Raw genomic sequence first — 23,246 nt, 5'->3', positions numbered from 1 at the left:
TTACTTTCCTTCGATATTTCACGACTAACACAAGATGGTAATACATCAAGAATACTGAATGATTATTACTGTCTAATTTCATTGTTATATCAATCCTTATACTTTATAATACTGATTATACCATACTGGACAAAAAAAGCAAAAGAAAAAGCCTTTGGGCTGTCGCCCAACCGAAATTCATCTCCCCTTTACCGTTGGGCTACGCCCGGGAGTTTGACACTCATATAATGATAAAATGCCCATAAAGCCTGTCATGGCTTTATTTTTTTGTCAAATTTACTCAAAAATAATTGAGTACTATTTAGTACTATGTTATAATAAAGGCATCATATGGGATTTGAGGGATTTTATGCGTATTAAAAAAAGTGTTTCCAAGCATTCTATCTCCTATTCGGTTATTGAAAATGTTAGGGATATCAATGGAAAATCAACGACGAAGGTCGTTGAAGCGTTGGGAAATGAAGAACAAATTCGTGCGAAGCATCCCGGGGTTGATCCAGAGGAATGGGCTCGTGAATATGCCAAGCAATTAACGGAAGAAAAGAAGAAAAAATCGGAAACGGTCATGGTCAAATACAATCCAAACAAATCGATCGCCAAAGGAAAAATGCGATCCTTCAATGTTGGATACCTCTTCTTAGAATCCATTTATCATCAATTGAAGTTGGACACTATTTGTAAAGAGATCTCAGAGAGACGCAATTTTTCTTACGATCTAAATAAGATTTTGGCTCTGTTAATTTATATGCGCGTTCTTCATCCGACCTCAAAGAAAGGGACACTGGAACGGGCAGATGAGCTATTGGAATCCCATTCGGTGGACAACCACCATATGTATCGTGCATTAGACATTCTGGCTGAGGAATCCGATATCATTGAAAAGGCAGTCTACAAAAACAGCACCGAAATCGTTAAACGCAAAACGGAACTTCTCTACTACGACTGCACAAATTTCTACTTCGAGATAGAAGAAGCCGAAGGCTTAAAACAATACGGCATGTCAAAAGAAAACCGCCCTAATCCCATCGTACAAATGGGACTTTTCTTGGACGGCAGTGGGCTGCCTCTTGCCTTTGTCATTAATCCGGGGAATCAAAATGAGCAGCCAACGTTAAAGCCTCTGGAGAAGCGCATCTTAAAAGACTTTCAACTATCCAAGTTTGTGGTCTGCACCGATGCCGGGCTTTCTTCCCATGAAAACCGACTTTACAATTCGATGAGCGATCGGGCATTCGTCACCACGCAATCGATCAAGAAACTAAAAAAGCATTTGAAGGATTGGGCCCTTGATGCTTCCGGATGGCAGATCGTTGGTTCAACGCAAATCATCCACGGAAATAAGAAAAAGCAAACGATTAACTTAAATGATCTTGATATGGAAACAGATACACACGTGTATTACAAGGAACGGTGGATGAATGAAAATGGGTTGGAACAGAAACTCATCGTGACCTTTTCACCAAAACACAAACGCTATCAGGCGGGGATCCGTGAAAAACAGATTGAGCGGGCGCAAACGAAAGTCAACAATCCTTCCCGCATCGAAAAAAAGCGAGCAAACAATCCGGATCGTTTTATTCAATCGACCCACGTCACAGAGGATGGTGAGATTGCCCGAAAAACGAGTCACACGTTAATTCCAAACAGGTTGATGAAGAAGCAAAGTATGATGGGTTTTATGGGGTATGTACAAACTTGGAAAATACCCCCGAGGAGATTGTAAGAATCAATCAACGACGCTGGGAGATAGAAGAATCCTTTCGGATCCTAAAAAGTGAAATGCGGACACGACCGGTATTTCTCCAAAAAGACGGGCGTATCAAAGCACATTTCCTTGTATGCTTTCTGTCATTATTGAGCTACCGACTGATCGAAAAGAAAATTGATGAATCAGCTACCTGTTGCGAAATCATTCAAACATTACGGGATATGAGCGTGCTGGAAGCAACCAACGAAGGTTATATCCCCAACTATACTCGAACGGACTTAACCGACAGGTTACATGAAATTTTCGGCTTCCGAACAGATGCTGAAATCGTTACCATACAAAAAATGAAAAAAATTTTAAAGCAGGTTAAAAAACATAAATAGTACTCACTTTTAAACACTTAAAAAACCACAAGAACGCTTGTCATATAAGCATTCTTGTGGTTTTCACTGTCAAAGATGAGATTATACCATACTGGACAAAAAAAGCAAAAGAAAAAGCCTTTGGGCTGTCGCCCAACCGAAATTCATCTCCCCTTTACCGTTGGGCTACGCCCTTCACACACTTGAAGAGGGAGACTTCTTTCGGAAGTACGTTAAAAGGAATAACAAAAAGGTTGGTGGATTCCACCAACCTTTTTGTATTCAAGTTAATTATAATTATATTCTTCACTTTCACCAGAAAACGAAACCCCCAATAATTGTGAAGCTTCTCGTGCTTGATTCAAATAATATTCTGCTTGTTCTTGCCACATAATAATGACTGCAATAACAGGTTTATAGGAGGGGCTTGCATTTCTCTCCATTGTATTTAATCCTTGCCGTACCTGTTTATCTTGAGCTTCAGCATTCATTATACAAGCGGACATTGTTTCTATTATAGATTGCTGTTGCTCACCGTTCATAAGCCTTTGTGCGGAACCCACTGCAGTTACACGATGATACGAAGCGGGGACCAGGTGGTTATGCATCTCAGCGTTACCCTCTAACCCTTGAGTTTCTGGTATATGGAATAGTTCACTGCTCATAGCACATACCATTTCCTCTGCAAATAAGCTTTGATGTAACGCATGTAATACATTTTCCCAGTTGTTAACTCGGTAATAATACGGATACAAAAAATCATCTCCTTTTTCTAAAAATCATCTCATCTTATAGGTATGATTACGTATCCAAACTGGTGTAATGTACTATCTTTTGAAAGGCTTAATTTGACCACGAATTTCTCCATCAGGGTTTTGGACTGTATGAGCATTTACATATGTTTTCCCTTTTCTCATAAGATCTATTAACGTTGATAACGGCCTTCCTGTTAGGGGGCCTACAAGATCTCCAGCAGTAATGGTGCCTTCTATGACACCTTTTTTAACACTTATAGCAGGGTCTGCTGGACCGAATAAAAAGGCAACAACAGGGCCATTTACCCCCCTACGGCCTAAATGAATATGTGCTTGGGTAAAATTAGCTAAGTTATTCACCCTTAATTGGTATCGAATTGCTCTGTTAGTTACTTTAAATTCAGCAATTCCATCAGCATTTGTGCGAACAGGTGGAACCTCTTCAGACCCTACTAACTTAGCAATAAAGAATTGATTGTTATACATTATATATCCTCCTTAAAATATCGCCATCTAATACATGTTATTTTAAGGAGGTTAATTTGCTTGTACTGATATCATTGGAGAAAATTAATTATGATAGATCAATTCAATATCTTTACTCTAGTTATTGATTATCCTGTTTCCAGTAAGTCTCTTCACCACTAACAGGACATACTGGAAACGCTTCTTTCTCTTTGAAGTTTCCTCTTTTTCCCGACTGACATATATATTCTCCCGCTTCAGGAACACCTTGTCCGGTTCTATATTCACGATTTTTGTGATCCATTCTAAGCACCTCCATTTTACTGATTATCATTTCCAAAAAATCGACTATTAACTCCTTTTAGTAACTTGACAACTTCTTAATTACAGATTATATTAGTTAACGTGGTTACAAAAAGTAATTAACTAATTAATAGTAGGAGGAATTATATATGATTAATATTGGCTTGTTAATTATCCGTTTAGTTATTGGAATTAGCCTTGCAGGACATGGGGCGCAAAAGTTGTTTGGGTGGTTTGGTGGCCACGGCCCGAAAGGTACTGGTGGATTTTTCGATTCAATAGGTATTAAACCAGGCATAACAATAGCTGTTATGGTTGGACTATTTGAATTTATTGGTGGATTGTTAATTGCGGCTGGCTTATTCACATGGGTTGGAGCAGCACTTATTATCATTACCATGATAGGAGCTATCTTTAAAGTCCACCTTCAAAACGGCTATTGGGTTGATAAAGGTGGAATTGAATACCCATTTGTGATAATTGCTATTGTGATCGGTATTGCCTTAGTTGGACCAGGTTCTTTTAGTTTGTAGGAATTAATATAAAGTAAGTGTAAAAACAGGCTCGTTCTAAGAACGGCCTGTTTTTAACGTATCATACATATCTCTATTCTAATTTATACGCTCTTTTTCAAATTCCTCCGTATTTGTCCAAACATAAGGTGTTCTATTAAAGCGTATAAAACGTAATGAAGTAGATAAACCTTTTTGTGATTTAATATGATCGCAACAGAAAATTGGGACAAACTATAGAGAGGTTAACCTACGATTATAGGAGTGAAAACATGGAGCTAAAGGGAAACATCATTTCCGGAGAGTTTGATCAGCTTGAGAGTGAATTTATATTACAGAGTGTCAAACATTTTTCTACAAAAGCGGTCATTAATGAGAATCAGTTAAATGCGCTGTATGATTATTTAAATAAGCACAAAGATGATACCTATGGACATGTACTTACGTTGTATGATCAAATGCCTGTTCGTTTGAATCAAGAGGAGGTTAGTCAATTTTTAAATGACTTAGAAAGTGTACGGCTGTTATCGAAAGGAAAATAAAACTAACTCATTTTTATAGGTTTCATTTTAGAATATCATACAGATACCCCGTTTAAATTATAGCATCCTATAAAAATTCTACGATAAAATTGAAAAATTTGAACAATAACTGTTGAATTATTATGCATTATAGTGCATAATAATTCAAAGAAGTAAATAAACATTAACAACATTATTCGTGCGCTTCTTATCTATATGAATAAATACGAATGCATGAATAAACTTGTTTGGATAGGAAGGGTGAAGGTATGGAGCAGAAAATAGGCTACCTAGTATTAAGTACTGGGGATGTGTTAGAGGGCAAATGGCTTGGAGAAGAGCGTGCTTCTGAGGGTGAATTAGTCTTTAATACAGCCATGACGGGGTATCAGGAAGTGATGACAGATCCTTCTTATGCAGGTCAAGTCGTTACCATGACCTATCCACTCATTGGCAATTACGGTTTTAATGATATGGACTATGAAAGCATTAAGCCTTCATTATCAGGCTTGATTATGTCACACCCTTGCCGAACTCCGGAACATTATGAATCTAGCTTCACACTTGAAGATATGATTAATAAGCATGAAATTCCGGCCTTATATGATATAGATACAAGGGAAGTAACTCGTATTGTTCGGGAGCATGGGGAGGTTTATGGAAAAGTAACGTCTGATTTAGGAGATATTCCAAACCAATTGCATGTTGACCCGGAAATTGTTAAGAAGGTGTCTGTTAAGAAGGTTACTAGTCTTTGTGGTCAAGGAAATTGCGAACGTACACATATATCTAATCAACATGTGGTTGTTTTCGACTTTGGTTATAAACATTCTATAACACAAACATTAGATCATCTTGGTTGCCATGTTACAGTAGTACCTTTTGATACAAATCCAGAAGTTGTAAAAGCGTTGCAGCCTGATGGAATTATCCTTTCCAACGGGCCAGGTGATCCGAAAGATTTAGGCTATTTAGTTGAAAATATTAAAGAGGTAACTCAGAGCTATCCGACTTTGGGGATCTGTCTTGGTCAACAGCTTGTAGCAATAGCATATGGGGGTACAACAAAACGTTTACCGTATGGGCACCGCGGTAGTAACCATCCAGTGAAAAACGTAGCAACTGGAAAAGTTATGATCACTTCACAAAATCATGGTTATGTGGTTGATGGCGACTCACTGAATAAGGAAGAATGGACTGTTTCGCATGTTAACGTGAATGATCATTCCATAGAGGGACTGGTGCATCGGTACATGCCAATAATGTCGGTGCAGTTTCATCCTGAGGCCCATCCTGGCCCAATGGATACGTATACTATTTTTCAGGATTTTATCAGCATGATACCAGCAAAGGGAGAGAAACAGTATGCCTAAATTACAACATATCAAGAAGGTTTTAGTTATAGGTTCAGGGCCGATTGTAATTGGTCAGGCTGCTGAATTCGATTATGCTGGTACACAAGCATGTTTTGCCTTAAAAGAAGAAGGTGTGGAAGTTGTTCTGGTTAATAATAATCCGGCTACCATTATGACTGATCAAACGGTTGCCGATCAGGTTTATTTAGAACCGCTTACGCTTGAGTCGTTAACAAAGATTATCAAAAAGGAGCAACCTGATGGTATTTTACCGACACTTGGCGGACAGACGGGGTTAAACCTCGCTGTATTATTGTCTGAATCAGGAGTCTTGGATCAGTATCAAGTTGAGTTATTGGGAACTCCACTTGATACCATCCAAAAAGGGGAAGATCGTGAAATCTTTAAATCCATGATGAAGTCAATGGGTGAACCGGTCCCTGAAAGTTTATCAACTAGTTCAGTTGATGAAGCTATTCAATTTTCCAAGCAGGCAGGCTACCCTATTATCATCAGACCAGCTTATACATTAGGCGGTGCTGGAGGTGGAGTAGCTGAAAATGAACAAGAGCTTACTACTATTGTAAAAAACGGTATTCATGCAAGCCCTATAGGGCAGGTGCTAGTTGAACAAAGTGTGAAAGGCTGGAAGGAAATTGAATATGAAGTGATGCGGGATGCCAATGATACGTGCATTATCGTTTGTAATATGGAAAACGTTGACCCGGTTGGGATACATACGGGTGACAGTATTGTAGTCGCTCCATCCCAAACATTGACCGATCGTGAGTACCAAATGCTCCGAAGTACCTCTTGTAGAGTAATAAGAGAGTTAGGGGTTGTTGGTGGATGTAATATTCAGTTTGCGTTAAATCCAGAAAGTAATGAGTATGTCATCATTGAAGTCAATCCACGGGTTAGCAGGTCGAGTGCACTTGCATCCAAAGCAACAGGCTATCCGATTGCTAGAATTGCTGCAAAGCTTGCGATGGGTTATCATCTAGATGAAGTATTAAATCCGATAACGGGTAATACGTATGCGAGCTTCGAGCCTGCAATTGATTACATTGCTGTGAAAATTCCGCGTTGGCCGTTCGATAAATTTAAGACTGCAAATAGATTACTGGGAACACAGATGAAGGCGACTGGTGAAGTAATGGCACTAGATCGCAATTTACCAGCAGCTTTAAATAAAGCGATCCGGTCTTTAGACTTTGATTTTGAATATTTCCCTTTTCTTAATGACTGGACGAATGAAGCGATTGATCAGGTGCTTGAACATCCAACAGATGAACGACTATTTGTGGTAGCGGAAGCTTTTAGGCGGGGGTATCTAGTTGAAGACATACACAAATCGACTGGTATAAATAAGTATTTTTTAAACGAAATAGCTTTTATGATACGTGTGGAAAAAGAACTTAGTGAAAAATCATGGGGTAACATCACCAAGGGTGAGTGGAAACAAGTAAAATCACTCGGGTTTTCAGATAAGTTGATAGCCACTATTTTCGATAAGGACCTAGGTGAGGTAAGCGAACTTTGGAATGTGTTGGACATAACTCCCTCCTATAAAATGGTCGATACTTGTGCTGCAGAGTTTTCAGCTGTTACAACGTATTTTTACAGCACCTGGAATGGGATGGACGAAGCAAATCAACTGAAGGGGAAACAAAAAGTGGTGGTAGTAGGATCTGGTCCGATCAGGATAGGTCAGGGTGTCGAGTTTGATTATTGTTCGGTTCATAGTGCGATGTCATTACAGGATCTGAACATCCATGCCATTATTATCAACAATAATCCTGAGACTGTCAGTACGGATTATAATACTGCCGATCGTTTGTATTTTGAAGCCCTGACTGTAGAGGACGTTTTACAGGTTATGCATAAAGAAGATGCTGATGGCGTAATGGTTCAATTTGGTGGTCAGACAGCAATAAATATAGCAGAAGGTTTAAGTCATAGAGGTGTAAATGTGTACGGAACTTCCTTAGCTTCCATTGATGCGGTGGAAGACCGTAATATGTTTTACCAATTGTTGAAAAAGCTTAAAATCCCCCACATTGATGGTGAAACGGTAATGGATACCGAAAGTGCTATTAACGTAGCCAGTCAAATTGGTTTTCCGGTTTTAATTCGTCCTTCCTATGTTATTGGGGGAAGAGGAATGGTTATTTTGCAAAATCAATCCGAGCTTATAGATTATTTGGAAGGGTTGAAAAAAGATGCGCCAACCTCGAGTATTTTCCCATTGCTGATTGATCGTTTCATTCCCGGTTACGAATTGGAAATTGATGCTGTTTGTGATGGCGAAGACGTTTTAATACCTGGGATCTTTCAGCATATCGAAAGGGCAGGGGTTCATTCTGGCGATAGTATAGCTGTATTTCCTGCACCTGATGTAACAGAAGAACAGAAACGATTAATTGAACAATATACACAGTCTATTTCACAGGAATTAAATATAAAAGGAATATTGAATATACAATTTGTTCTAAGTGAAGACCGACAAGAAATTTATTGTATAGAGGTTAATCCTCGTGCTTCACGAACAGTACCAATTGCTAGTAAGGTTACGGGAGTTCCTCTTATTGATTTGGCAACGCGCGTTCAAATGGGGCAACCGTTGAAAAGTCAGACTTGGAAGCTTGGTTTACATGATGACATTCCTTACTTTGTGGTAAAAATGCCGGTGTTTTCAACTCATAAATTACCTGGCGTTGATCCGTATTTAGGGCCTGAAATGAAATCAACAGGTGAAGCAATTGGGATAGGCTACACGGTTGAGCAAGCTTTGGTAAAAGCATTTGGCTGGAAGGAAGATAGATTATTAGACTCTGGGAAAGATCCTGTGTTTCTATCATTAAGTTCATCTGTAAATGTTCCAGACGCTTTCTGGCAGTTACTATCAACTATGGCTGTTAAAGTAGTTGCCGAGGAAAATACTGCTGAAATTCTCCGCGAAAAAGGGGTTCCGGTAGATGAGGTGATCAGCATCACTAAAGCTCAGGAAATATGTTTGGATAAAGGGTTTCAACTGATATGTGATACGAATAAAAATTTTACAGAAGATGAACATTTCAGATTGCGTTCTGCAGCTCTTACAACGGATATACCATGTTTCACATCCGTTGAGACACTACATGCTTTTTCACAAGCTTCCCAGCAAGTAATAGAAGAGCCATACTCACTTCATGACTATCTGCATACCAGTGAAGATTTAAATAAAGGAAAGGAGCGTGTGGTGTAAATGGGGTTAGGAATAAAGGACGTCTCTATTCAACAGCAGCTTAAAGGTCGGGATTTTTTAACACTCGCTGATTACAACGAAGAGGAGCTATTATATTTACTACAATTAGCCACCGACATGAAAAATAAGCATAAGTCAGGGAAAGATGAACAACCTTTAACAAGAAAGACACTTGGAATGATCTTTGAAAAGTCATCCACGAGAACGCGTGTGTCTTTTGAATCAGGAATCTTTCAACTAGGTGGTTCAGGATTATTTTTAAACGCAAATGATATACAGATAGGCAGAGGAGAACCAATTGCTGATACCGCTAAAGTACTGTCTGGATATTTGGACGGAATCATGATTCGTACGTTTTCACAAAAGGTAGTAGAGGAACTAGCAGAAAATGCAAGCATTCCAGTTATTAATGGTCTGACAGACACGTATCATCCCTGTCAGGTATTAGCTGATTTGCTAACCATTCAGGAAATAAAGGGTGAACTCACAGGCGTTAAGCTTGCCTATATCGGTGATGGCAACAATATGGCACACTCTTTGATGCTTGGAGGAGCAATCATGGGCATGGATATTCGAATTGCAGCACCGATTGGTTATCAGCCTGATACTGTTATCACACAACAAGCAAAATCAATAGCTCGTTTGCGTGGAAGTAAGGTAGAGGTAACGTCAAGTCCGCAAATTGCTGTTGATCAAGCAGATGTCGTTTATACAGATGTATGGGCAAGTATGGGGCAGGAAAGGGAACAAAAGATTCGCGAGCAAGCATTTTCAAGGTTTCAGGTAAACAAGGAATTATATACGTTAGCACATAAGGATGCCTTCTTTATGCATTGTCTGCCAGCGCATAGGGGGGAAGAAGTTACCGAAGATGTGATTGATGGTAAACGTTCTGTTGTTTTCCAACAGGCTGAAAATAGATTACACGCCCAGAAGGCACTGATGACGGCTTTGATGGGATAAATTATTAAATAAAGGGAGAGATATTTTATGGGAAAAGAAAAAATCGTATTAGCCTATTCTGGAGGTCTTGATACATCTGTAGCAGTTAAATGGTTACAGGATAAATATAATTATGATGTGATTGCTGTTGCTCTCGATGTTGGAGAGGGAAAAGATTTGGATTTTGTTAAAACGAAAGCATTGGACGTTGGAGCTATTAAGTCCTATGTTATTGATGCAAAATCACTATTTGCTGATGAATATGTGTTACCTGCATTGCAGGCTAACTTATTGTATGAAGGGAAATATCCATTAATTTCTGCATTGTCTCGTCCGTTAATTGCAAAGGTGCTCGTTGATATTGCCGAGAAAGAAGGAGCAACAGCTGTAGCTCACGGATGTACAGGGAAAGGAAATGACCAAGTTAGATTTGATATTGCCTTTACGGGGCTGAATCCGAATTTGGATATTGTTGCACCTGTAAGAGAATGGTCGATGTCTAGAGGAGAGGAAATTGCTTATGCAGAGAAACATGGCATTCCCATCCCAGTTAATGTGGATAATCCTTATAGCATTGATCAAAATCTATGGGGACGCAGTAATGAATGTGGAGTTTTGGAAGATCCGTGGGTGGAAGCACCAAAAGAAGCGTACGATTTAACAACTGACCCACTGGAGGCGCCGGATGAACCACAAGTTGTTCAGATTACGTTTAACCAAGGAAAACCTGTATCCTTAGATGGTGAGGCACTTCCGTTGGAGGAGTTAATTGTTACATTGAATGATATAGCTGGAAAGCATGGCGTTGGTCGTATTGATCATGTGGAGAATCGCTTAGTTGGCATCAAGTCACGTGAAATCTATGAGGCACCAGCAGCTGTGACGTTAATAGCTGCTCATCAGGAGCTTGAGGCCATTACTCTAACAAGAGAAGTTGCTCATTTTAAACCAGTGGTAGAGCAAAAGTTGGCACAGATGGTATATGACGGCCTTTGGTATTCCCCGTTAACAGATGCCCTAAAGGCGTTTATCGAACAAACACAGCTTTATGTTTCAGGTACAGTTAAACTAAAACTATACAAAGGTCATGCACAGGTAATCGGACGTGAATCAGAACAATCCTTATATGACTTTGATCTGGCAACATATGATAAGGAGGATGCATTTGACCATAACGCTGCACTTGGGTTCATTAAGTTATGGGGACTTCCAACAAAAGTTCATTCTTCTATAAACCAGTCAGACGTAAAGAAAGCGGAATCGATTGACAAGGCAGGAGTAGAAGTAAAGGAAGCGTATAATCAATGAAGTTATGGGGTGGCAGATTCACAAAACCAACAAACCAATTAGTAGATGAATATACAGCATCCATTCATTTTGATAAGAAACTGGCACAGTACGATATCGAGGGAAGTCTTGCACATGTGAAGATGCTTAAAAAGTGCGGTATTATTTCACAAAGTGATGGCGATACGATAATAGAAGGATTAAATACTGTTGCTGTTAAAATTAAAAATGGAGAAGCGGAATTACACGAGGAACATGAAGATATTCATATGAATGTTGAAAAGCTTCTAATCGAGGAAGTTGGACCAGTTGGTGGAAAACTTCATACAGGAAGAAGCAGAAATGATCAGGTGGCTCTCGATATGCGGTTATATCTACGGGAGTCCTTGATAGAAATCAGCCAATTATTAACAGCAGTACAAGATTCACTTTATAAGCAAGCACAAGAAAATTTAGATACAGTACTTCCTGGATATACCCATTTACAACGTGCCCAGCCTGTATTATTTGCACACCATATGATGGCTTATGTGTTCATGTTTCAACGTGATGTGGAACGCTTAACAGATAGCTTTTCACGAGTAAATAAGTCTCCCCTTGGAGCAGGGGCCTTAGCAGGAACCACCTTTCCAATTGACCGGCAATATGTGGCACAAGAGCTACACTTTGATGGAGTTTGTGAAAACAGTTTAGATGCAGTTAGTGATCGTGACTTTGTTGTAGAATTTTTATCAAATGCTTCCATTATTTCGATGCATTTATCAAGGTTATGTGAAGAGTTTGTTCAGTGGTCAAGTGCGGAATTTAATTTTATTGAATTAGATGATGCTTTTTGTACAGGGAGCAGTATGATGCCACAAAAGAAAAACCCGGATGTGGCAGAGCTTGTAAGAGGAAAGACTGGCCGTGTATACGGTCATTTAATGGGAATGTTAACAACGCTAAAAGGGCTACCGTTAGCCTATAATAAAGATATGCAAGAAGACAAAGAAGGCATGTTTGATACCGTAAGTACGTTAAGTGGTGCATTAGCTTTATTTGCGCCAATGATCGAAACCATGCATGTAAAGAAAGACAACATGTATCAAGCCGTTCGGAAAGACTTTTCGAATGCAACAGATTTAGCTGATTATTTAGTCGGAAAAGGAATGACATTTAGAGAATCACACGCGGCAGTTGGGCAAATCGTACTGGATTGCATTAACAAGGATAAGTATTTATTGGATTTATCTTTAGAAGAATTCCAGTCATTCTCTGAATCGATTGAAGCAGATATTTATGATGTGCTCAGCCCAGAAGCCGTAGTAAATGCCCGAGATGTAGCGGGAGGAACTGCAAAGAAGCGTGTAGAAGAACAATTAGAAAATGCAGCTGGAATGATACAAAGTAACATGGATTGGAGCGAGCAACATCTAGATATGACGAAATTTTGACAATGAAGTCTAACCCCCTTATATAGTGGTTGTTCACAGTTGCAACTGTTACTATTATAGATTTAAAATCAAGGTGAATCCTATTATATGAAAGGGGTTTTGACAATGGAATTAGAAAAACAAGTGCTTATCGTTACAGGTGGAGCAAGCGGAATCGGTAAAGAGTCAGCATTGCAGTTGGCTAAGCTAGGTGCGACAGTTGTCGTAGCAGATTTAAATGAAGACGAAGCGAAAGATGTCGTAGAAGAAATAGAAAACAACGATGGCAAAGCAGCATCATACAAGATAGACGTTTCCAAGGGTGATGATGTAAAAGCTTTAATCGACTGGACAGCAGACAAATATGGAACATTTAATGGTATCTTTAACAACGCAGGTATTGGGCTTGTGAAACCATTCTTGGAAATGGACCCAGCATCTTATCATAAAGTAATCGAAGTGGATCAACATAGTGTCTACTATGGTATGTATTATGGGGCGAAAAAGATGGTAGAGCTTGGCGTAGAAGGAACTATTGTTAACACAGCTTCTATTTATGGCTCGATGGTTGCCACAGGTAGCTTCAACTATCATGCCGCAAAAGCGGCGGTTAAAATTATGACGCAATCAGGTGCGTTAGAATTAGCAGAACATAACATTCGAGTTGTAGGTGTTGCACCAGGCTTTATAGACACACCGATTCTTGGTGAAGACGTGGAAACAAAGGCATATCTTGGAAATCTGCATATGAACAAAAAGTTAATTCAACCAGAAAAGGTAGCAAACGTTGTATCGTTTCTGTTCACATCTAAAGCAAGTGCCATCAACGGACAAACCATTCCTGTTGATGACGGCTTCTTAAGCTTTAAACAATAGACTGAAAAATAACGAAAAAAGATCCCAAACCCTTGTAAAAGGATGGGATCTTTTTTCGTTTAACTTTACTGGGTTCGGGTTCTTTTATAACGCCACATCATATATCTATAACGAATCGTACATCCGATGCAATAACCCATTAGCGCAATGCCTGAAGCTGCTACAACCATCATGCTGAACGTATAGCCAAGGATATTCATGTTGAAGTAAAAGAAAATCATGGATAACCCGATACAAATGGTTGCAATCCACTGGTTAAAAATTTGCTGATCCTTATCTTCTTGTTTATATAAATGAAAAGACTTGGTCAAAAATCTTCTGCTGAACATAATAATTGGATTTTGCTTTGTTACAATTGTGTAAATACCGAAAGTAAATGGTACAAGTAAAATTACTGGATGAAGTAATAACCCCAACAGAACAGATAAAATAATAAATGTTTGGTTAATCTGTACAAGTGGTTTAGGTATGCTCATAGCTTATTCATCCCCTTTCTTGTTTATATCATATTATACACAGTTGTTTACTAGGAATAAAGGTTTTAGTCTTTTATTATATGCAAACTATCCCTGTAAGTGCTTCTATACCAATGGAACATGGTATACTAATTATAAAAGGGGAGGTAGATTGGATGAGTGAAAAGGTTGTACATGCCATTCAAGACGAGTATCCAGATGATTTTTCCTGGTGTTATGGGTGTGGCCGATTAAATCAGGATGGTCACCATTTTCGGACAGGCTGGCAAGGTGATCAAACTGTTACAGAATATACACCGCGTTCAGAGCACACGGCGATTCCGGGTTTTGTGTATGGAGGATTAATTGCTTCATTAATCGATTGTCATGGAACTGGATCGGCGGCACTTGGTTTACACCGGAAAAACGGCCATGAACCCGGTGATCATGTTGAACCTCCACGTTTTGTGACTGCTTCATTACAGGTGAATTTTATTAAACCGACACCACATGGTATTCCATTAAAGGCGGTTGGGACAATAGAAGAAATTCACCCGAAAAAGTGGAAGGTACATACGGAAGTTTTTGCTGGTGATGTGTGTTGCGCGAAAGGTGAAGTTGTAGCGGCTGTGATGCCTGATACGTTTATGAAATAGGCTGTTATCGTAAAGTATGTTGCTTTTGAGAGAATAGCTATAATTGCGACATAACTTGAGATGATGGTTGTTGCTTTTACTCACTCTGGACATGGCTAAACCTACAGCCAAGCAAACACGATTTAAAAATTTATACTTTCCTATATTTTAAATAAAAACGAGTAGAAGTTGCCTAAACTTCTACTCGTTTTGATTTCCTTATTTAATGACGCTTATTTAACCACAAAACCCCGGATTTAGCTAATCGTGGGATATATCCTGTAACTGGTCGTTGCATCATGTTTCCAAATCCTTCAGAACTACCAAGTGAACCAAGTGTTCCTTTAAGTTTTAGTTCTTTTGGCTTTTGTGGCTCCTTGTTTTGGACTACATCTGCCAAGATTTCTGCAATCTGTTCGCCCTGCTGACCAGCTAATTGTGCACTAGGTGAATACTCAGATGATGCACAATCACCCACCACGTAGACGTTAGGTTGGGTAGGTACTTGATAAAATTCATTAACGACAATTTTTTCCTGATCGTCTTTTTCAAATGGTAACTCACGTACTAAATAATTTGGTCGAACGCCCGCCGTCCAGATGGTAACGTCATTAACATAGCAGACACCATTGTTACACACACCATCTTTTTCTACATACTCTACATTTGCTTCATGCAGTACTTCAACGTCGTTATCTTTGAACCAATTTTCTACGTAGTTTTGAATTTTCTCGTCAAAGGCTTTTAATACTGTTGCCCCCCGGTCGAGTAGACGTATGTTAAGGTCAGGTCTGCTTTCACGTATTTCTGCTGCTACTTCAATCCCGCTTAACCCTGCTCCAACAATAGATACCTTACCTTGAGCCTTTAAGTTACCAACAGCAACTCCAGCATGCCTTGCATTACTGAACGTTTGAACACTTTTGGTAAACTCAGCTGCACCTTCAATCCCGTGATAATTATCTTCACAACCAAGTCCTATTAAGAGGTAGTCATAAGTAACAGGCTCTTTTTTCGCGTGCAATAATACTTGTTTGTTTTCTGGATCAATTTTTATGATTTCGCCAAACACGTAATTAATTCGCTGATTAACAGGAAAATTCATCCGTAAATCTTTATCGGCTGATGTACCTGCTGCTATTGTGTAAAATTCCGTTTTTATGGAGTGGTATGGATTTCGATCTACAATAGTAACTGTTAAATCGTCTGGAAGGTTCTGGTCTAGCAGATGAGAAACCATTTTAAATCCACCATACCCACCACCTATTACGACCAATTGTTTCATCATATAACCTCATCTCTGTAAATTCATATATGTAAGTTGCCTCATATTTCTAAGATTATCAAAAGTTGCAGTAGAAGACTAGCAAAATCATGTAATTGTTGTTTAGTTATTTTGGTGGTACATTAAAAACAGTAAAAAGAAAGTGCCAGAAGCTGGATGCCATTCGACAAGAATTGACAAAAATCGGAAAGTGACAGGCACTCACTAGAGGTGTATGAACATGAAAAGATTAACGATTGGTTCGCTATTGGATGTTATTGGTGAGTTGTTCTCTGATGAAATTTCCATTGCAGTATCAAATACACGTGAATATATATATTACCGTCCGAGTAAACGGGTTGATTTGAAGATAAGACAAGGCGACCCTGTTATTGAAGGAACGATCGCCTACAAAGCACTTATGACAGAGCAAAAAGCGTCTGAATTTATTGATCGGAATATATTTGGAGTTCCCTATCACGGGATGGCGGTTCCTTTTCATTATGATGGGAAGCTCGAGGGGTGTGTTTTAGCGATTTATCCTGCTTTCACAGAAGGGAAGTCTGTTGTAACGGTTAAAACACAAGATGGTTGGAAGCCAATTCCATTTGAGGATGTGAAGTATTTAGAAGTAAAGGAAAGAAAGACTCACGTATATGCAGAAGGTTGTCTAGGTACGCATAAAAATGCTTTGCAGGAATTTGAGTATATGCTCCCACGAGAGTCATTTATCCGTTGTCATCGATCATTTATCGTAAATGTACATCACATAAAGGAGATCTATCCAGATACCCATTCCACATTTCTGTTAGCAATGGATGATGGTGCGAGAATCCCGGTAAGCCAATCCTATTCGAGTTATTTTCGTAAATTGCTAGGATTTTAACATAAATATGCTGCTTCATGTGTTGTTTTCCATGTTTTAAACGAGAATTATCTATTCCCGCCCTAAATCTCCAATAGGTGTCGTTGATAAGTTAGAATTATTTTAAAACTTATGGAAAGAGGGATGAATCATGGAAAATAATTTTGAGCGCATCCAAGACCCTCGCTTGCAGAAACGTGTTGTTTCGGCTGAAGAAGCTGCATCCTGGATTCAAGATGGAATGACATTGGGATTAAGCGGGTTTACACGTGCGGGTGATGTGAAAGCGGTTCCAACAGCACTCATTAATCGTGCAGAGAAAGGTGAAAAATTTAAAGTAAACGTTTTTACTGGGGCATCTTTAGGCTCTGATATTGATAAAATGTTCGCTGAAGTAGGCATTATAAATAAACGTCTACCGTTTCAAGCAGATGCTACAATGCGTAAAAAGATAAATCAAGGAGAGCATTTATTTGTGGATCATCATTTATCTCACACTTCCGAATTAGTGAGATCCAATGTAATAGAAACCATTGATTACGCAATATTGGAAGCGATTTCTATAACCGACGATGGAATGGTTATACCAACAACTTCTATTGGGAATTCACTTGCATTTGCAGAAAATGCAAAATCAATCATTATTGAAATTAATTTGGCGCAACCAGTGTTATTAGAAGGGCTGCATGATTTGTACAGTCCTGGAAAACAGGGGGAACGTGACCCTATTCCATTAACAAAAGTGCATGATCGAATCGGCACTACTGGCATTCCAATTGATTGGGAGAAAGTACAGGGAATTGTGTTTACCAATCAGGTAGATTCACCATCAACCATTCTTCCGCCTGACTATGAGACGGAAATTATGGCCAAGCATCTAATTGAATTCTTGAGAAAAGAAGTGGATTCCGGCAGATTAACCAAACGCCTAGCTCCATTACAATCTGGTATTGGTTCTGTTGCAAATGCTGTTCTTCATGGGTTGCTGGATTCAGAGTTCAAGGACTTGGAAGTATATTCAGAAGTATTACAAGATGCCGTATTTGATTTAATTGATGCAGGAAAAGTAACTTTTGCTTCCTGTTGTTCGATAACATTGTCAGAAGAGAAAATGGAACAGGTTTTTTCGAACTTTGAAAAGTATCGTGAAAAGCTAATTATGCGACCACAGGAAATTTCTAACCATCCAGAAATTATTAGACGTCTCGGTTTAATATCAATCAATACAGCATTAGAGTTTGATATTTATGGAAATGTTAATTCCACGCATGTGTCTGGCACAAAAATGATGAATGGAATTGGGGGGTCAGGTGATTTTGCCCGAAATGCCCGATTGGCTATTTTCGTAACAAAATCAATCGCTAAAAACGGTGATATATCTAGCATTGTTCCGTTTGCTTCTCATATTGACCATACAGAACATGATGTTGATGTTGTTGTGACAGAACAGGGTTATGCTGATTTAAGAGGGCTTGCTCCAAGAGAACGGGTACCACTTATTATAGAGAATTGTGCTCACCCTTTATATCGTGAACAGCTCTGGACTTATTACCAAGAAGCACTTGAACGAGGTGGACAGACCCCGCATATTCTCGAAAAGGCACTATCCTGGCATACTAATTTTGCCAAAAATGGTACCATGCGTGAACGTATTGCAGAAACTGTATAAGAAACAGGGAGCCACGCTTAGAACTAAAAGCGTGGCTTTCATGTGACTATATTTTCGACAATGTTTAACAAAAACCAGGAAGTGACAGGCGCTTAATGCCGGATGGGTAGGTTTTCTTTATCTTCTTCATTTTTAAGTGATATGTGTAGTTGATGGTCATAGTTAATCGAAGCATAAAAAATGTCATTCAGGCTGTCAATTTTTCGATTAGATAATTGCTCCATTAACCAGCTTTCGGTTAGATCAAGTCCCTGCAACACATCAGAGTATACATTCCCTTCTATAATAACTGGAAAGGTTACTGATGAAGTTGACTTAACTAGGTTGAGGTCGCCAGGAGTAACTGGGTGTTTAGAGGCCTTCTTCAGCACACTTAATGATCCGTTCGCTTCGATTAATGCTATTTCTACATCATTTAAATCAAATACCCCTTTTTCCCTGAGCATTTGCAGGATATTATCGATGGAATACCGTATCTTTTTCATGTTCTTATCGAGAAATTTACCATTTTGGATAACAATTGTTGGCTCAAAGGTAGCCAGCTTACCAATTTTTCGATTCGTAATTTTCCATTTCGCCACGATTATCTGAAGACTGGCAATAGCTATAATGGCTACTGCTGTTGGAATATGATGTATATTCGGATCAGCTATGTCAGCACCTACTACTGCTCCTAACGTAATAATGATCAAAAAATCGAATACAGGAAGTTCACCAATAGCACGTTTTCCCATTAGCATAGTTACCACCAATAGTAACGGTAAAATGGTAATAATCCGGCCCAGGATAACAAGTATTTCTTTTAACATATCCATCAATTACACACTTCCCCTTACGCTCATTTTGCGGCTTACAATAACTTGATAGATTAGCACTAGTTTAAAATAAGAATTTATAATACTATAATTCTATCCGAACTAGGATTATCTCATACATTTATAAGTCCCATGAAAGTTGTTCATAATACATACTATTGCGTAATTTTCGTCGTACCTGTTTCCCCCAGCTTTTCACAGCCTCGACCGTGGTATTTTCCTGAATCGCAATATCCTTTATAGGCATGTCTCCAATAATATGGAATAACACCCACTTCCATTGGTTTTGTGTAAGTTGTACTTTTAACTGCTGCCATAAACGTGGATCAGCAATATTCATTTCAGGCATATTAAATAACGGATACGAAGTGTCGTGTTTTTTCACGTGATTCCCATCCTCGAGCTCTGTCATTTTTTGATGGGACATTCTTTCCATTAACTCTACCTCCCTTGTTTGTTTACGAATCATATCAATTAGCCGGTTACGAATCACATAATTAAAATATGTAGCCATGGATCCCTTGTCTGGCTTGTAATTTTCATATGCATTCCACAACGCACATAACCCTTCCTGATAAAATTCATGATGTGGGTCTCGAATCTTTAGTTTATGAATGTGAAAATGGATTCTCCGTTCGTTTTGCTGAAAGATTTCTTCAAATGTATCCTTTTTATCTGCTGCTTGCATAACAGCCTCTTTCTTAAAAAGCTAGCTTTTTATAAAAGTACTATAGCCTACAACTATAATCGTAACAAGTAGTGTGTTAGGGGGTGCTAATTGGAAAAAAGTATTAAATTATTTAAAACTAATTTTGTTCTTGACAATTATAAAAAGGTAGCCTACTATTGTTGTAAACATAAGTTTAATATATAAACATAAGTTTACGAAGGGAGGGTGCGTATGTTGAAAAAGAGTGAATTTCTCAATGAAAAGGAGCAAAAGCTATTCCACCTTATTAAAAAAGACCCCTATATCAGTCAACAGGAACTTGCAAACGCTTTAAACCTATCAAGGCCTTCTATTGCTAATCTTATTTCAGGACTGGTTAAAAAAGGTTATATTCGGGGTAAGGCTTATATTGTAAATGAAACGGAACCAGTCGTATGTATTGGTGGTGCAAATGTCGACCGAAAGTTCTATGGACAAGATACCATTCAACTAGGAACGTCAAATCCTGTGCGTTCGACGCAAAGCGCAGGGGGGGTGGCACGAAACATCTCGGAGAATTTAGGTAGGTTTGGCCAGGAAGTTTCCCTAATCACGGCTAGTGGAGCCGATACAGATTGGTCGTTTATTGAATCATCATCATCTTTATATATGGATTTAGACCAAGTTGTGAAAGTACCACACGCATCTACAGGATCGTATACAGCGGTATTGGATGATGCTGGTGATCTAGTTGTTGCATTAGCCGATATGGAGGTCTATGAGTCAATAACACCGGAATTAATAGCAACACATACCAATCTATTGAGTTATGCCAAGTGTATTGTAGCAGATTTAAATTGCCCAAAAGAGACACTTCAGGCATTATGTCAATTCGCAAAAACACATCATAAACCAATCGTACTAGTATCTGTTTCAGCACCAAAAATGAAACGATTACCAGAAGATTTACACGGAGTAACATGGCTTATTACGAATCGTGATGAAACAGAAGAATACTTTCATGATGAAATCACAACGAATGAAGCGTGGAAGCAGGCGGTTAATAAATGGCTTACAGCAGGTGTATCCAATGTAGTCATTACGAATGGAAAAGACGGAGCAATGATTGGTAATAAAGATGAAGGAATCTATCACGTTCCATCTATGGAGACAACAAATATTGCGGATGTAACAGGGGCTGGTGACGCCTTTAGTTCTGCAGTTATTTATGCATGGCTCGAAAACAAATCGTTAATAGACATTGCTACTGCCGGAATTGTAAATGCTTCGAAAACGTTGCAATCAACCTTTACGGTAAGACAAGATTTATCACCAACGCAATTACAAAAAGATATGGAGGAATTAAAATGAAGCAGTATCTATCATTATCAGAAGAAGTGCTTAAAGCAAAGGAACAAGGGAAACCTGTAGTAGCACTAGAATCAACAATTATTTCCCATGGTATGCCATACCCGCAAAACGTGAAAACAGCTCGTGAAGTCGAACAGATTATTCGTGATCATGGTGCAGTTCCAGCGACGATCGCGATTTTAGATGGAAAAATCAAAATTGGATTAACAGATAACGAACTTGAAGACTTTGGAAACAGTACAGAAGTGGCAAAGGTTTCCAGGCGAGATCTAGCCTATTTAGTAGCAACTAAACAAAAAGGTGCTACTACGGTTGCTGCTACGATGATTTGTGCTGAATTAGCTGGAATTACAACATTTGTTACTGGTGGTATTGGTGGTGTTCACCGTGGAGCGGAAACGAGTATGGACATTTCAGCTGACTTAGAAGAGCTGTCAAAAACGAATGTCGCGGTTGTTTGTGCAGGGGCAAAATCGATTCTGGACTTAGGTTTAACCATGGAATACTTGGAGACAAAAGGAGTTCCAGTTATGGGCTATCAAACAGATGTATTGCCAGCATTTTACACACGCACCAGTGAATTTCCTGTTAATTTCAGGGCAGATCAAGTGGAGGACATAGCAGCTACGTTAAAAACAAAATGGGATTTGAATCTATCAGGTGGGGCAGTTATTGCAAACCCTATTCCGTCTGAATATGCTATGTCTGAAGAAATGATTACTAACGTAATAGAGACAGCTTTACAAGAAGCGAGGGATAACCATATTTCCGGAAAAGAAGTTACCCCTTTCTTATTAGGTAAGGTAAAGGAATTAACAGATGGAAAAAGCTTAGATGCCAATATCGCCCTAGTAAAGCATAACGCAAAAGTTGGAGCGCAAATTGCTGTTAGTTTCGCAACACAGGGCTAAAATATGATAGTATAAAACTAGTTAAATAACTTTGGACATTGGTTCAAAGGGGAGTAGCTTTGGAAGTGTATTCCAAAATAAAGTCGTCACTACATGGTTTATGCCATCGGCTTTATTGGCAAGAAATTGCTTAGCGAGACCTTTGCCTTATATGGCATTGGTCTCTTTTTCATCCATTTATGATAGGAGCCTTTTTAGGAAGTTTTACAAGAAATCAATTCTTCATGAAATGGTTTAAGTGTTGATGAAGTACAGCATCGTCTTGAAAAGCATGGCAATAATGAATTGGAAGAAAAAGAGAAGGACACTACATGGCAGTTATTTTTTGATACATTCAATGAGGCCATGGTGATCGTTCTGTTGGTAGCGGCTTCTGTCCAATTAGCACTTGGAGAAATGGTCGAGTCCTTTATAATTTTTATAGCTGTTATTTTAATGGAAGTAAGTGAACTACTCCCACCACTTACCACCCTTACGGGTTGCTTGAAGTGGGGGCTTCTTGGGTAATCGTCACTTTTGGTAGCAGACGAAATTGACCAAGCTAACCCTCTTGTTCCAAAAGTTTATATTTTTATTAGGCGCTTGCTAATAAGCGAATGCCTTCTTTTTTGATATTGAGTGCCGAATTGTAATCTCTATTGAGACTTAGACCGCAAGTACATTGGTAGGTACGTTCAGATAATTTGACTTCTTTTACTGACCCACAATTAGAACAAGTTTTGGTGGATGGGAACCATTTGTCAATTTTGATAAGTTGTTTCCCTTGTTCTTTTAGTTTGTATTGTAAGAAAGAAGTGAAAATTCCCCAACCATTATCAGCGACACTTTTACCAAACTTTAGAGCTTGCGACATCCCTTTCATATCTA

At 38.9% G+C, this 23,246-nt stretch carries 21 protein-coding genes, 3 pseudogenes and 1 riboswitch; of the genes and pseudogenes, 15 read left to right on the top strand and 9 right to left on the bottom strand.

The genetic code is table 11. The features are described from left to right. Positions 1-82: pseudogene (locus ACFQ3N_RS17270) on the bottom strand (IS200/IS605 family transposase); the annotation flags it as partial. 153 nt (positions 83-235) lie between these two features. Between ACFQ3N_RS17270 and ACFQ3N_RS17265 the strand changes: the two are divergent. Continuing rightward, positions 236-2,091: pseudogene (locus tag ACFQ3N_RS17265) on the top strand (IS1634 family transposase). Positions 2,092-2,357: 266 nt separating this feature from the next. Here ACFQ3N_RS17265 and ACFQ3N_RS17255 read toward each other — a convergent pair. The 3 genes from ACFQ3N_RS17255 to ACFQ3N_RS17245 all read right to left on the bottom strand — a co-directional run bounded on the left by ACFQ3N_RS17255 (position 2,358) and on the right by ACFQ3N_RS17245 (position 3,594). Next, a complete protein-coding gene (locus ACFQ3N_RS17255) occupies positions 2,358-2,825 on the bottom strand; it encodes a hypothetical protein (protein WP_390363908.1) in 468 nt (155 codons plus the stop codon). 72 nt (positions 2,826-2,897) lie between these two features. Continuing rightward, positions 2,898-3,311 (bottom strand): CHRD domain-containing protein, encoded by a 414-nt coding sequence (locus ACFQ3N_RS17250; RefSeq protein WP_390363906.1) that lies wholly within the window; start codon positions 3,309-3,311, stop codon positions 2,898-2,900. A 121-nt stretch (positions 3,312-3,432) separates the two neighbouring features. Further along, complete coding sequence (locus ACFQ3N_RS17245) at positions 3,433-3,594, bottom strand: hypothetical protein (RefSeq protein WP_390363904.1); 162 nt, start codon at positions 3,592-3,594, stop codon at positions 3,433-3,435. Positions 3,595-3,742: 148 nt separating this feature from the next. On the opposite strand from ACFQ3N_RS17245, the gene ACFQ3N_RS17240 reads away from it, so the two are divergent. The 8 genes from ACFQ3N_RS17240 (at position 3,743) to ACFQ3N_RS17205 (ending at position 13,745) form a co-directional block, all read left to right on the top strand. Beyond that, positions 3,743-4,126, top strand: a complete 384-nt coding sequence (locus ACFQ3N_RS17240; protein WP_390363902.1) for a DoxX family protein — start codon at positions 3,743-3,745, stop codon at positions 4,124-4,126. A gap of 251 nt (positions 4,127-4,377) precedes the next feature. Continuing rightward, positions 4,378-4,647, top strand: coding sequence for a hypothetical protein (locus ACFQ3N_RS17235; RefSeq protein ID WP_390363900.1), 270 nt, complete (start codon positions 4,378-4,380; stop codon positions 4,645-4,647). 248 nt (positions 4,648-4,895) lie between these two features. Continuing rightward, a complete protein-coding gene (locus ACFQ3N_RS17230; protein WP_390363898.1) occupies positions 4,896-5,999 on the top strand; it encodes a carbamoyl phosphate synthase small subunit in 1,104 nt (367 codons plus the stop codon). Continuing rightward, positions 5,992-9,228 (top strand): carbamoyl-phosphate synthase (glutamine-hydrolyzing) large subunit, encoded by a 3,237-nt coding sequence (gene carB / locus ACFQ3N_RS17225; protein ID WP_390363896.1) that lies wholly within the window; start codon positions 5,992-5,994, stop codon positions 9,226-9,228. The genes ACFQ3N_RS17230 and carB overlap by 8 nt, the downstream gene beginning before the upstream one ends. Further along, positions 9,229-10,191, top strand: coding sequence for an ornithine carbamoyltransferase (gene argF, locus ACFQ3N_RS17220; protein ID WP_390363894.1), 963 nt, complete (start codon positions 9,229-9,231; stop codon positions 10,189-10,191). It begins immediately after the preceding gene. A gap of 27 nt (positions 10,192-10,218) precedes the next feature. Continuing rightward, on the top strand, positions 10,219-11,478 hold the full coding sequence (locus ACFQ3N_RS17215; protein WP_390363892.1) for an argininosuccinate synthase: 1,260 nt from the start codon (positions 10,219-10,221) through the stop codon (positions 11,476-11,478). Next, entirely contained in the window at positions 11,475-12,890 is a 1,416-nt protein-coding gene (argH, locus tag ACFQ3N_RS17210; RefSeq protein WP_390363890.1) for an argininosuccinate lyase, read from the top strand. Before ACFQ3N_RS17215 ends, argH begins: the two co-directional genes overlap by 4 nt. 105 nt (positions 12,891-12,995) lie before the next feature. Beyond that, complete coding sequence (locus ACFQ3N_RS17205) at positions 12,996-13,745, top strand: SDR family NAD(P)-dependent oxidoreductase (RefSeq protein WP_390363888.1); 750 nt, start codon at positions 12,996-12,998, stop codon at positions 13,743-13,745. A 65-nt stretch (positions 13,746-13,810) separates the two neighbouring features. Here ACFQ3N_RS17205 and ACFQ3N_RS17200 read toward each other — a convergent pair whose 3' ends face one another. Further along, entirely contained in the window at positions 13,811-14,221 is a 411-nt protein-coding gene (locus ACFQ3N_RS17200) for a DUF4395 domain-containing protein (RefSeq protein WP_390363886.1), read from the bottom strand. 155 nt (positions 14,222-14,376) lie between these two features. Between ACFQ3N_RS17200 and ACFQ3N_RS17195 the strand changes: the two genes are divergently transcribed. Continuing rightward, entirely contained in the window at positions 14,377-14,856 is a 480-nt protein-coding gene (locus ACFQ3N_RS17195; RefSeq protein ID WP_390363916.1) for a PaaI family thioesterase, read from the top strand. 202 nt (positions 14,857-15,058) lie between these two features. Here ACFQ3N_RS17195 and ACFQ3N_RS17190 read toward each other — a convergent pair whose 3' ends face one another. Beyond that, the gene (locus ACFQ3N_RS17190; protein WP_390363884.1) at positions 15,059-16,120 is read right to left on the bottom strand and encodes an NAD(P)/FAD-dependent oxidoreductase; all 1,062 of its coding nucleotides are present in this window, start codon (positions 16,118-16,120) and stop codon (positions 15,059-15,061) included. Positions 16,121-16,340: 220 nt separating this feature from the next. Between ACFQ3N_RS17190 and ACFQ3N_RS17185 the strand changes: the two genes are divergently transcribed. Together ACFQ3N_RS17185 and ACFQ3N_RS17180 are read left to right on the top strand one after the other, a co-directional pair. Beyond that, the gene (locus ACFQ3N_RS17185; RefSeq protein WP_390363882.1) at positions 16,341-16,985 is read left to right on the top strand and encodes a LytTR family DNA-binding domain-containing protein; all 645 of its coding nucleotides are present in this window, start codon (positions 16,341-16,343) and stop codon (positions 16,983-16,985) included. Positions 16,986-17,115: 130 nt separating this feature from the next. Next, positions 17,116-18,633, top strand: coding sequence for an acetyl-CoA hydrolase/transferase family protein (locus ACFQ3N_RS17180; RefSeq protein WP_390363880.1), 1,518 nt, complete (start codon positions 17,116-17,118; stop codon positions 18,631-18,633). A gap of 92 nt (positions 18,634-18,725) precedes the next feature. On the opposite strand, the gene ACFQ3N_RS17175 is transcribed toward ACFQ3N_RS17180, so the two are convergent. After that, positions 18,726-19,448, bottom strand: coding sequence for a DUF421 domain-containing protein (locus ACFQ3N_RS17175; protein ID WP_390363914.1), 723 nt, complete (start codon positions 19,446-19,448; stop codon positions 18,726-18,728). Positions 19,449-19,569: 121 nt separating this feature from the next. Further along, complete coding sequence (locus tag ACFQ3N_RS17170) at positions 19,570-20,136, bottom strand: RNA polymerase sigma factor (protein WP_390363878.1); 567 nt, start codon at positions 20,134-20,136, stop codon at positions 19,570-19,572. Positions 20,137-20,349: 213 nt separating this feature from the next. Between ACFQ3N_RS17170 and ACFQ3N_RS17165 the strand changes: the two genes are divergently transcribed. From ACFQ3N_RS17165 to ACFQ3N_RS17155, 3 genes and pseudogenes are all read left to right on the top strand, one after another. Continuing rightward, the gene (locus ACFQ3N_RS17165; protein WP_390363876.1) at positions 20,350-21,468 is read left to right on the top strand and encodes a PfkB family carbohydrate kinase; all 1,119 of its coding nucleotides are present in this window, start codon (positions 20,350-20,352) and stop codon (positions 21,466-21,468) included. Next, the gene (locus ACFQ3N_RS17160) at positions 21,465-22,379 is read left to right on the top strand and encodes a pseudouridine-5'-phosphate glycosidase (protein ID WP_390363874.1); all 915 of its coding nucleotides are present in this window, start codon (positions 21,465-21,467) and stop codon (positions 22,377-22,379) included. The genes ACFQ3N_RS17165 and ACFQ3N_RS17160 overlap by 4 nt, the downstream gene beginning before the upstream one ends. A 36-nt stretch (positions 22,380-22,415) precedes the next feature. Next, positions 22,416-22,550, top strand: a riboswitch (yybP-ykoY riboswitch). A 69-nt stretch (positions 22,551-22,619) separates the two neighbouring features. Further along, positions 22,620-22,886, top strand: a pseudogene (locus ACFQ3N_RS17155) (cation-transporting P-type ATPase); the annotation flags it as partial. A gap of 67 nt (positions 22,887-22,953) precedes the next feature. Here the strand turns inward: ACFQ3N_RS17155 and ACFQ3N_RS17150 are convergent. Then, positions 22,954-23,246 (bottom strand): RNA-guided endonuclease InsQ/TnpB family protein (locus ACFQ3N_RS17150; RefSeq protein WP_390363872.1); only part of this gene is annotated, 293 nt, incomplete at its 5' end.

This window comes from Virgibacillus byunsanensis, assembly GCF_042675965.1.
Lineage (GTDB): Bacteria > Bacillota > Bacilli > Bacillales > Amphibacillaceae > Virgibacillus_R > Virgibacillus_R byunsanensis.
This window is presented reverse-complemented; position numbering and strand designations above follow the sequence as displayed.

Bases quoted from the DNA above. Each gene is read 5' to 3' on its own strand.
- ACFQ3N_RS17185 (WP_390363882.1), top strand. From the start codon at position 16,341: ATGAAAAGATTAACGATTGGTTCGCTATTGGATGTTATTGGTGAGTTG.
- ACFQ3N_RS17240 (WP_390363902.1), top strand. From the start codon at position 3,743: ATGATTAATATTGGCTTGTTAATTATCCGTTTAGTTATTGGAATTAGC.
- ACFQ3N_RS17160 (WP_390363874.1), top strand. From the start codon at position 21,465: ATGAAGCAGTATCTATCATTATCAGAAGAAGTGCTTAAAGCAAAGGAA.
- ACFQ3N_RS17235 (WP_390363900.1), top strand. From the start codon at position 4,378: ATGGAGCTAAAGGGAAACATCATTTCCGGAGAGTTTGATCAGCTTGAG.
- ACFQ3N_RS17175 (WP_390363914.1), bottom strand. From the start codon at position 19,448: ATGGATATGTTAAAAGAAATACTTGTTATCCTGGGCCGGATTATTACC.
- ACFQ3N_RS17250 (WP_390363906.1), bottom strand. From the start codon at position 3,311: ATGTATAACAATCAATTCTTTATTGCTAAGTTAGTAGGGTCTGAAGAG.
- ACFQ3N_RS17200 (WP_390363886.1), bottom strand. From the start codon at position 14,221: ATGAGCATACCTAAACCACTTGTACAGATTAACCAAACATTTATTATT.
- ACFQ3N_RS17195 (WP_390363916.1), top strand. From the start codon at position 14,377: ATGAGTGAAAAGGTTGTACATGCCATTCAAGACGAGTATCCAGATGAT.
- ACFQ3N_RS17190 (WP_390363884.1), bottom strand. From the start codon at position 16,120: ATGAAACAATTGGTCGTAATAGGTGGTGGGTATGGTGGATTTAAAATG.
- carB (WP_390363896.1), top strand. From the start codon at position 5,992: ATGCCTAAATTACAACATATCAAGAAGGTTTTAGTTATAGGTTCAGGG.
- ACFQ3N_RS17245 (WP_390363904.1), bottom strand. From the start codon at position 3,594: ATGGATCACAAAAATCGTGAATATAGAACCGGACAAGGTGTTCCTGAA.
- ACFQ3N_RS17205 (WP_390363888.1), top strand. From the start codon at position 12,996: ATGGAATTAGAAAAACAAGTGCTTATCGTTACAGGTGGAGCAAGCGGA.
- argH (WP_390363890.1), top strand. From the start codon at position 11,475: ATGAAGTTATGGGGTGGCAGATTCACAAAACCAACAAACCAATTAGTA.
- argF (WP_390363894.1), top strand. From the start codon at position 9,229: ATGGGGTTAGGAATAAAGGACGTCTCTATTCAACAGCAGCTTAAAGGT.
- ACFQ3N_RS17215 (WP_390363892.1), top strand. From the start codon at position 10,219: ATGGGAAAAGAAAAAATCGTATTAGCCTATTCTGGAGGTCTTGATACA.
- ACFQ3N_RS17230 (WP_390363898.1), top strand. From the start codon at position 4,896: ATGGAGCAGAAAATAGGCTACCTAGTATTAAGTACTGGGGATGTGTTA.
- ACFQ3N_RS17180 (WP_390363880.1), top strand. From the start codon at position 17,116: ATGGAAAATAATTTTGAGCGCATCCAAGACCCTCGCTTGCAGAAACGT.
- ACFQ3N_RS17170 (WP_390363878.1), bottom strand. From the start codon at position 20,136: ATGCAAGCAGCAGATAAAAAGGATACATTTGAAGAAATCTTTCAGCAA.
- ACFQ3N_RS17165 (WP_390363876.1), top strand. From the start codon at position 20,350: ATGTTGAAAAAGAGTGAATTTCTCAATGAAAAGGAGCAAAAGCTATTC.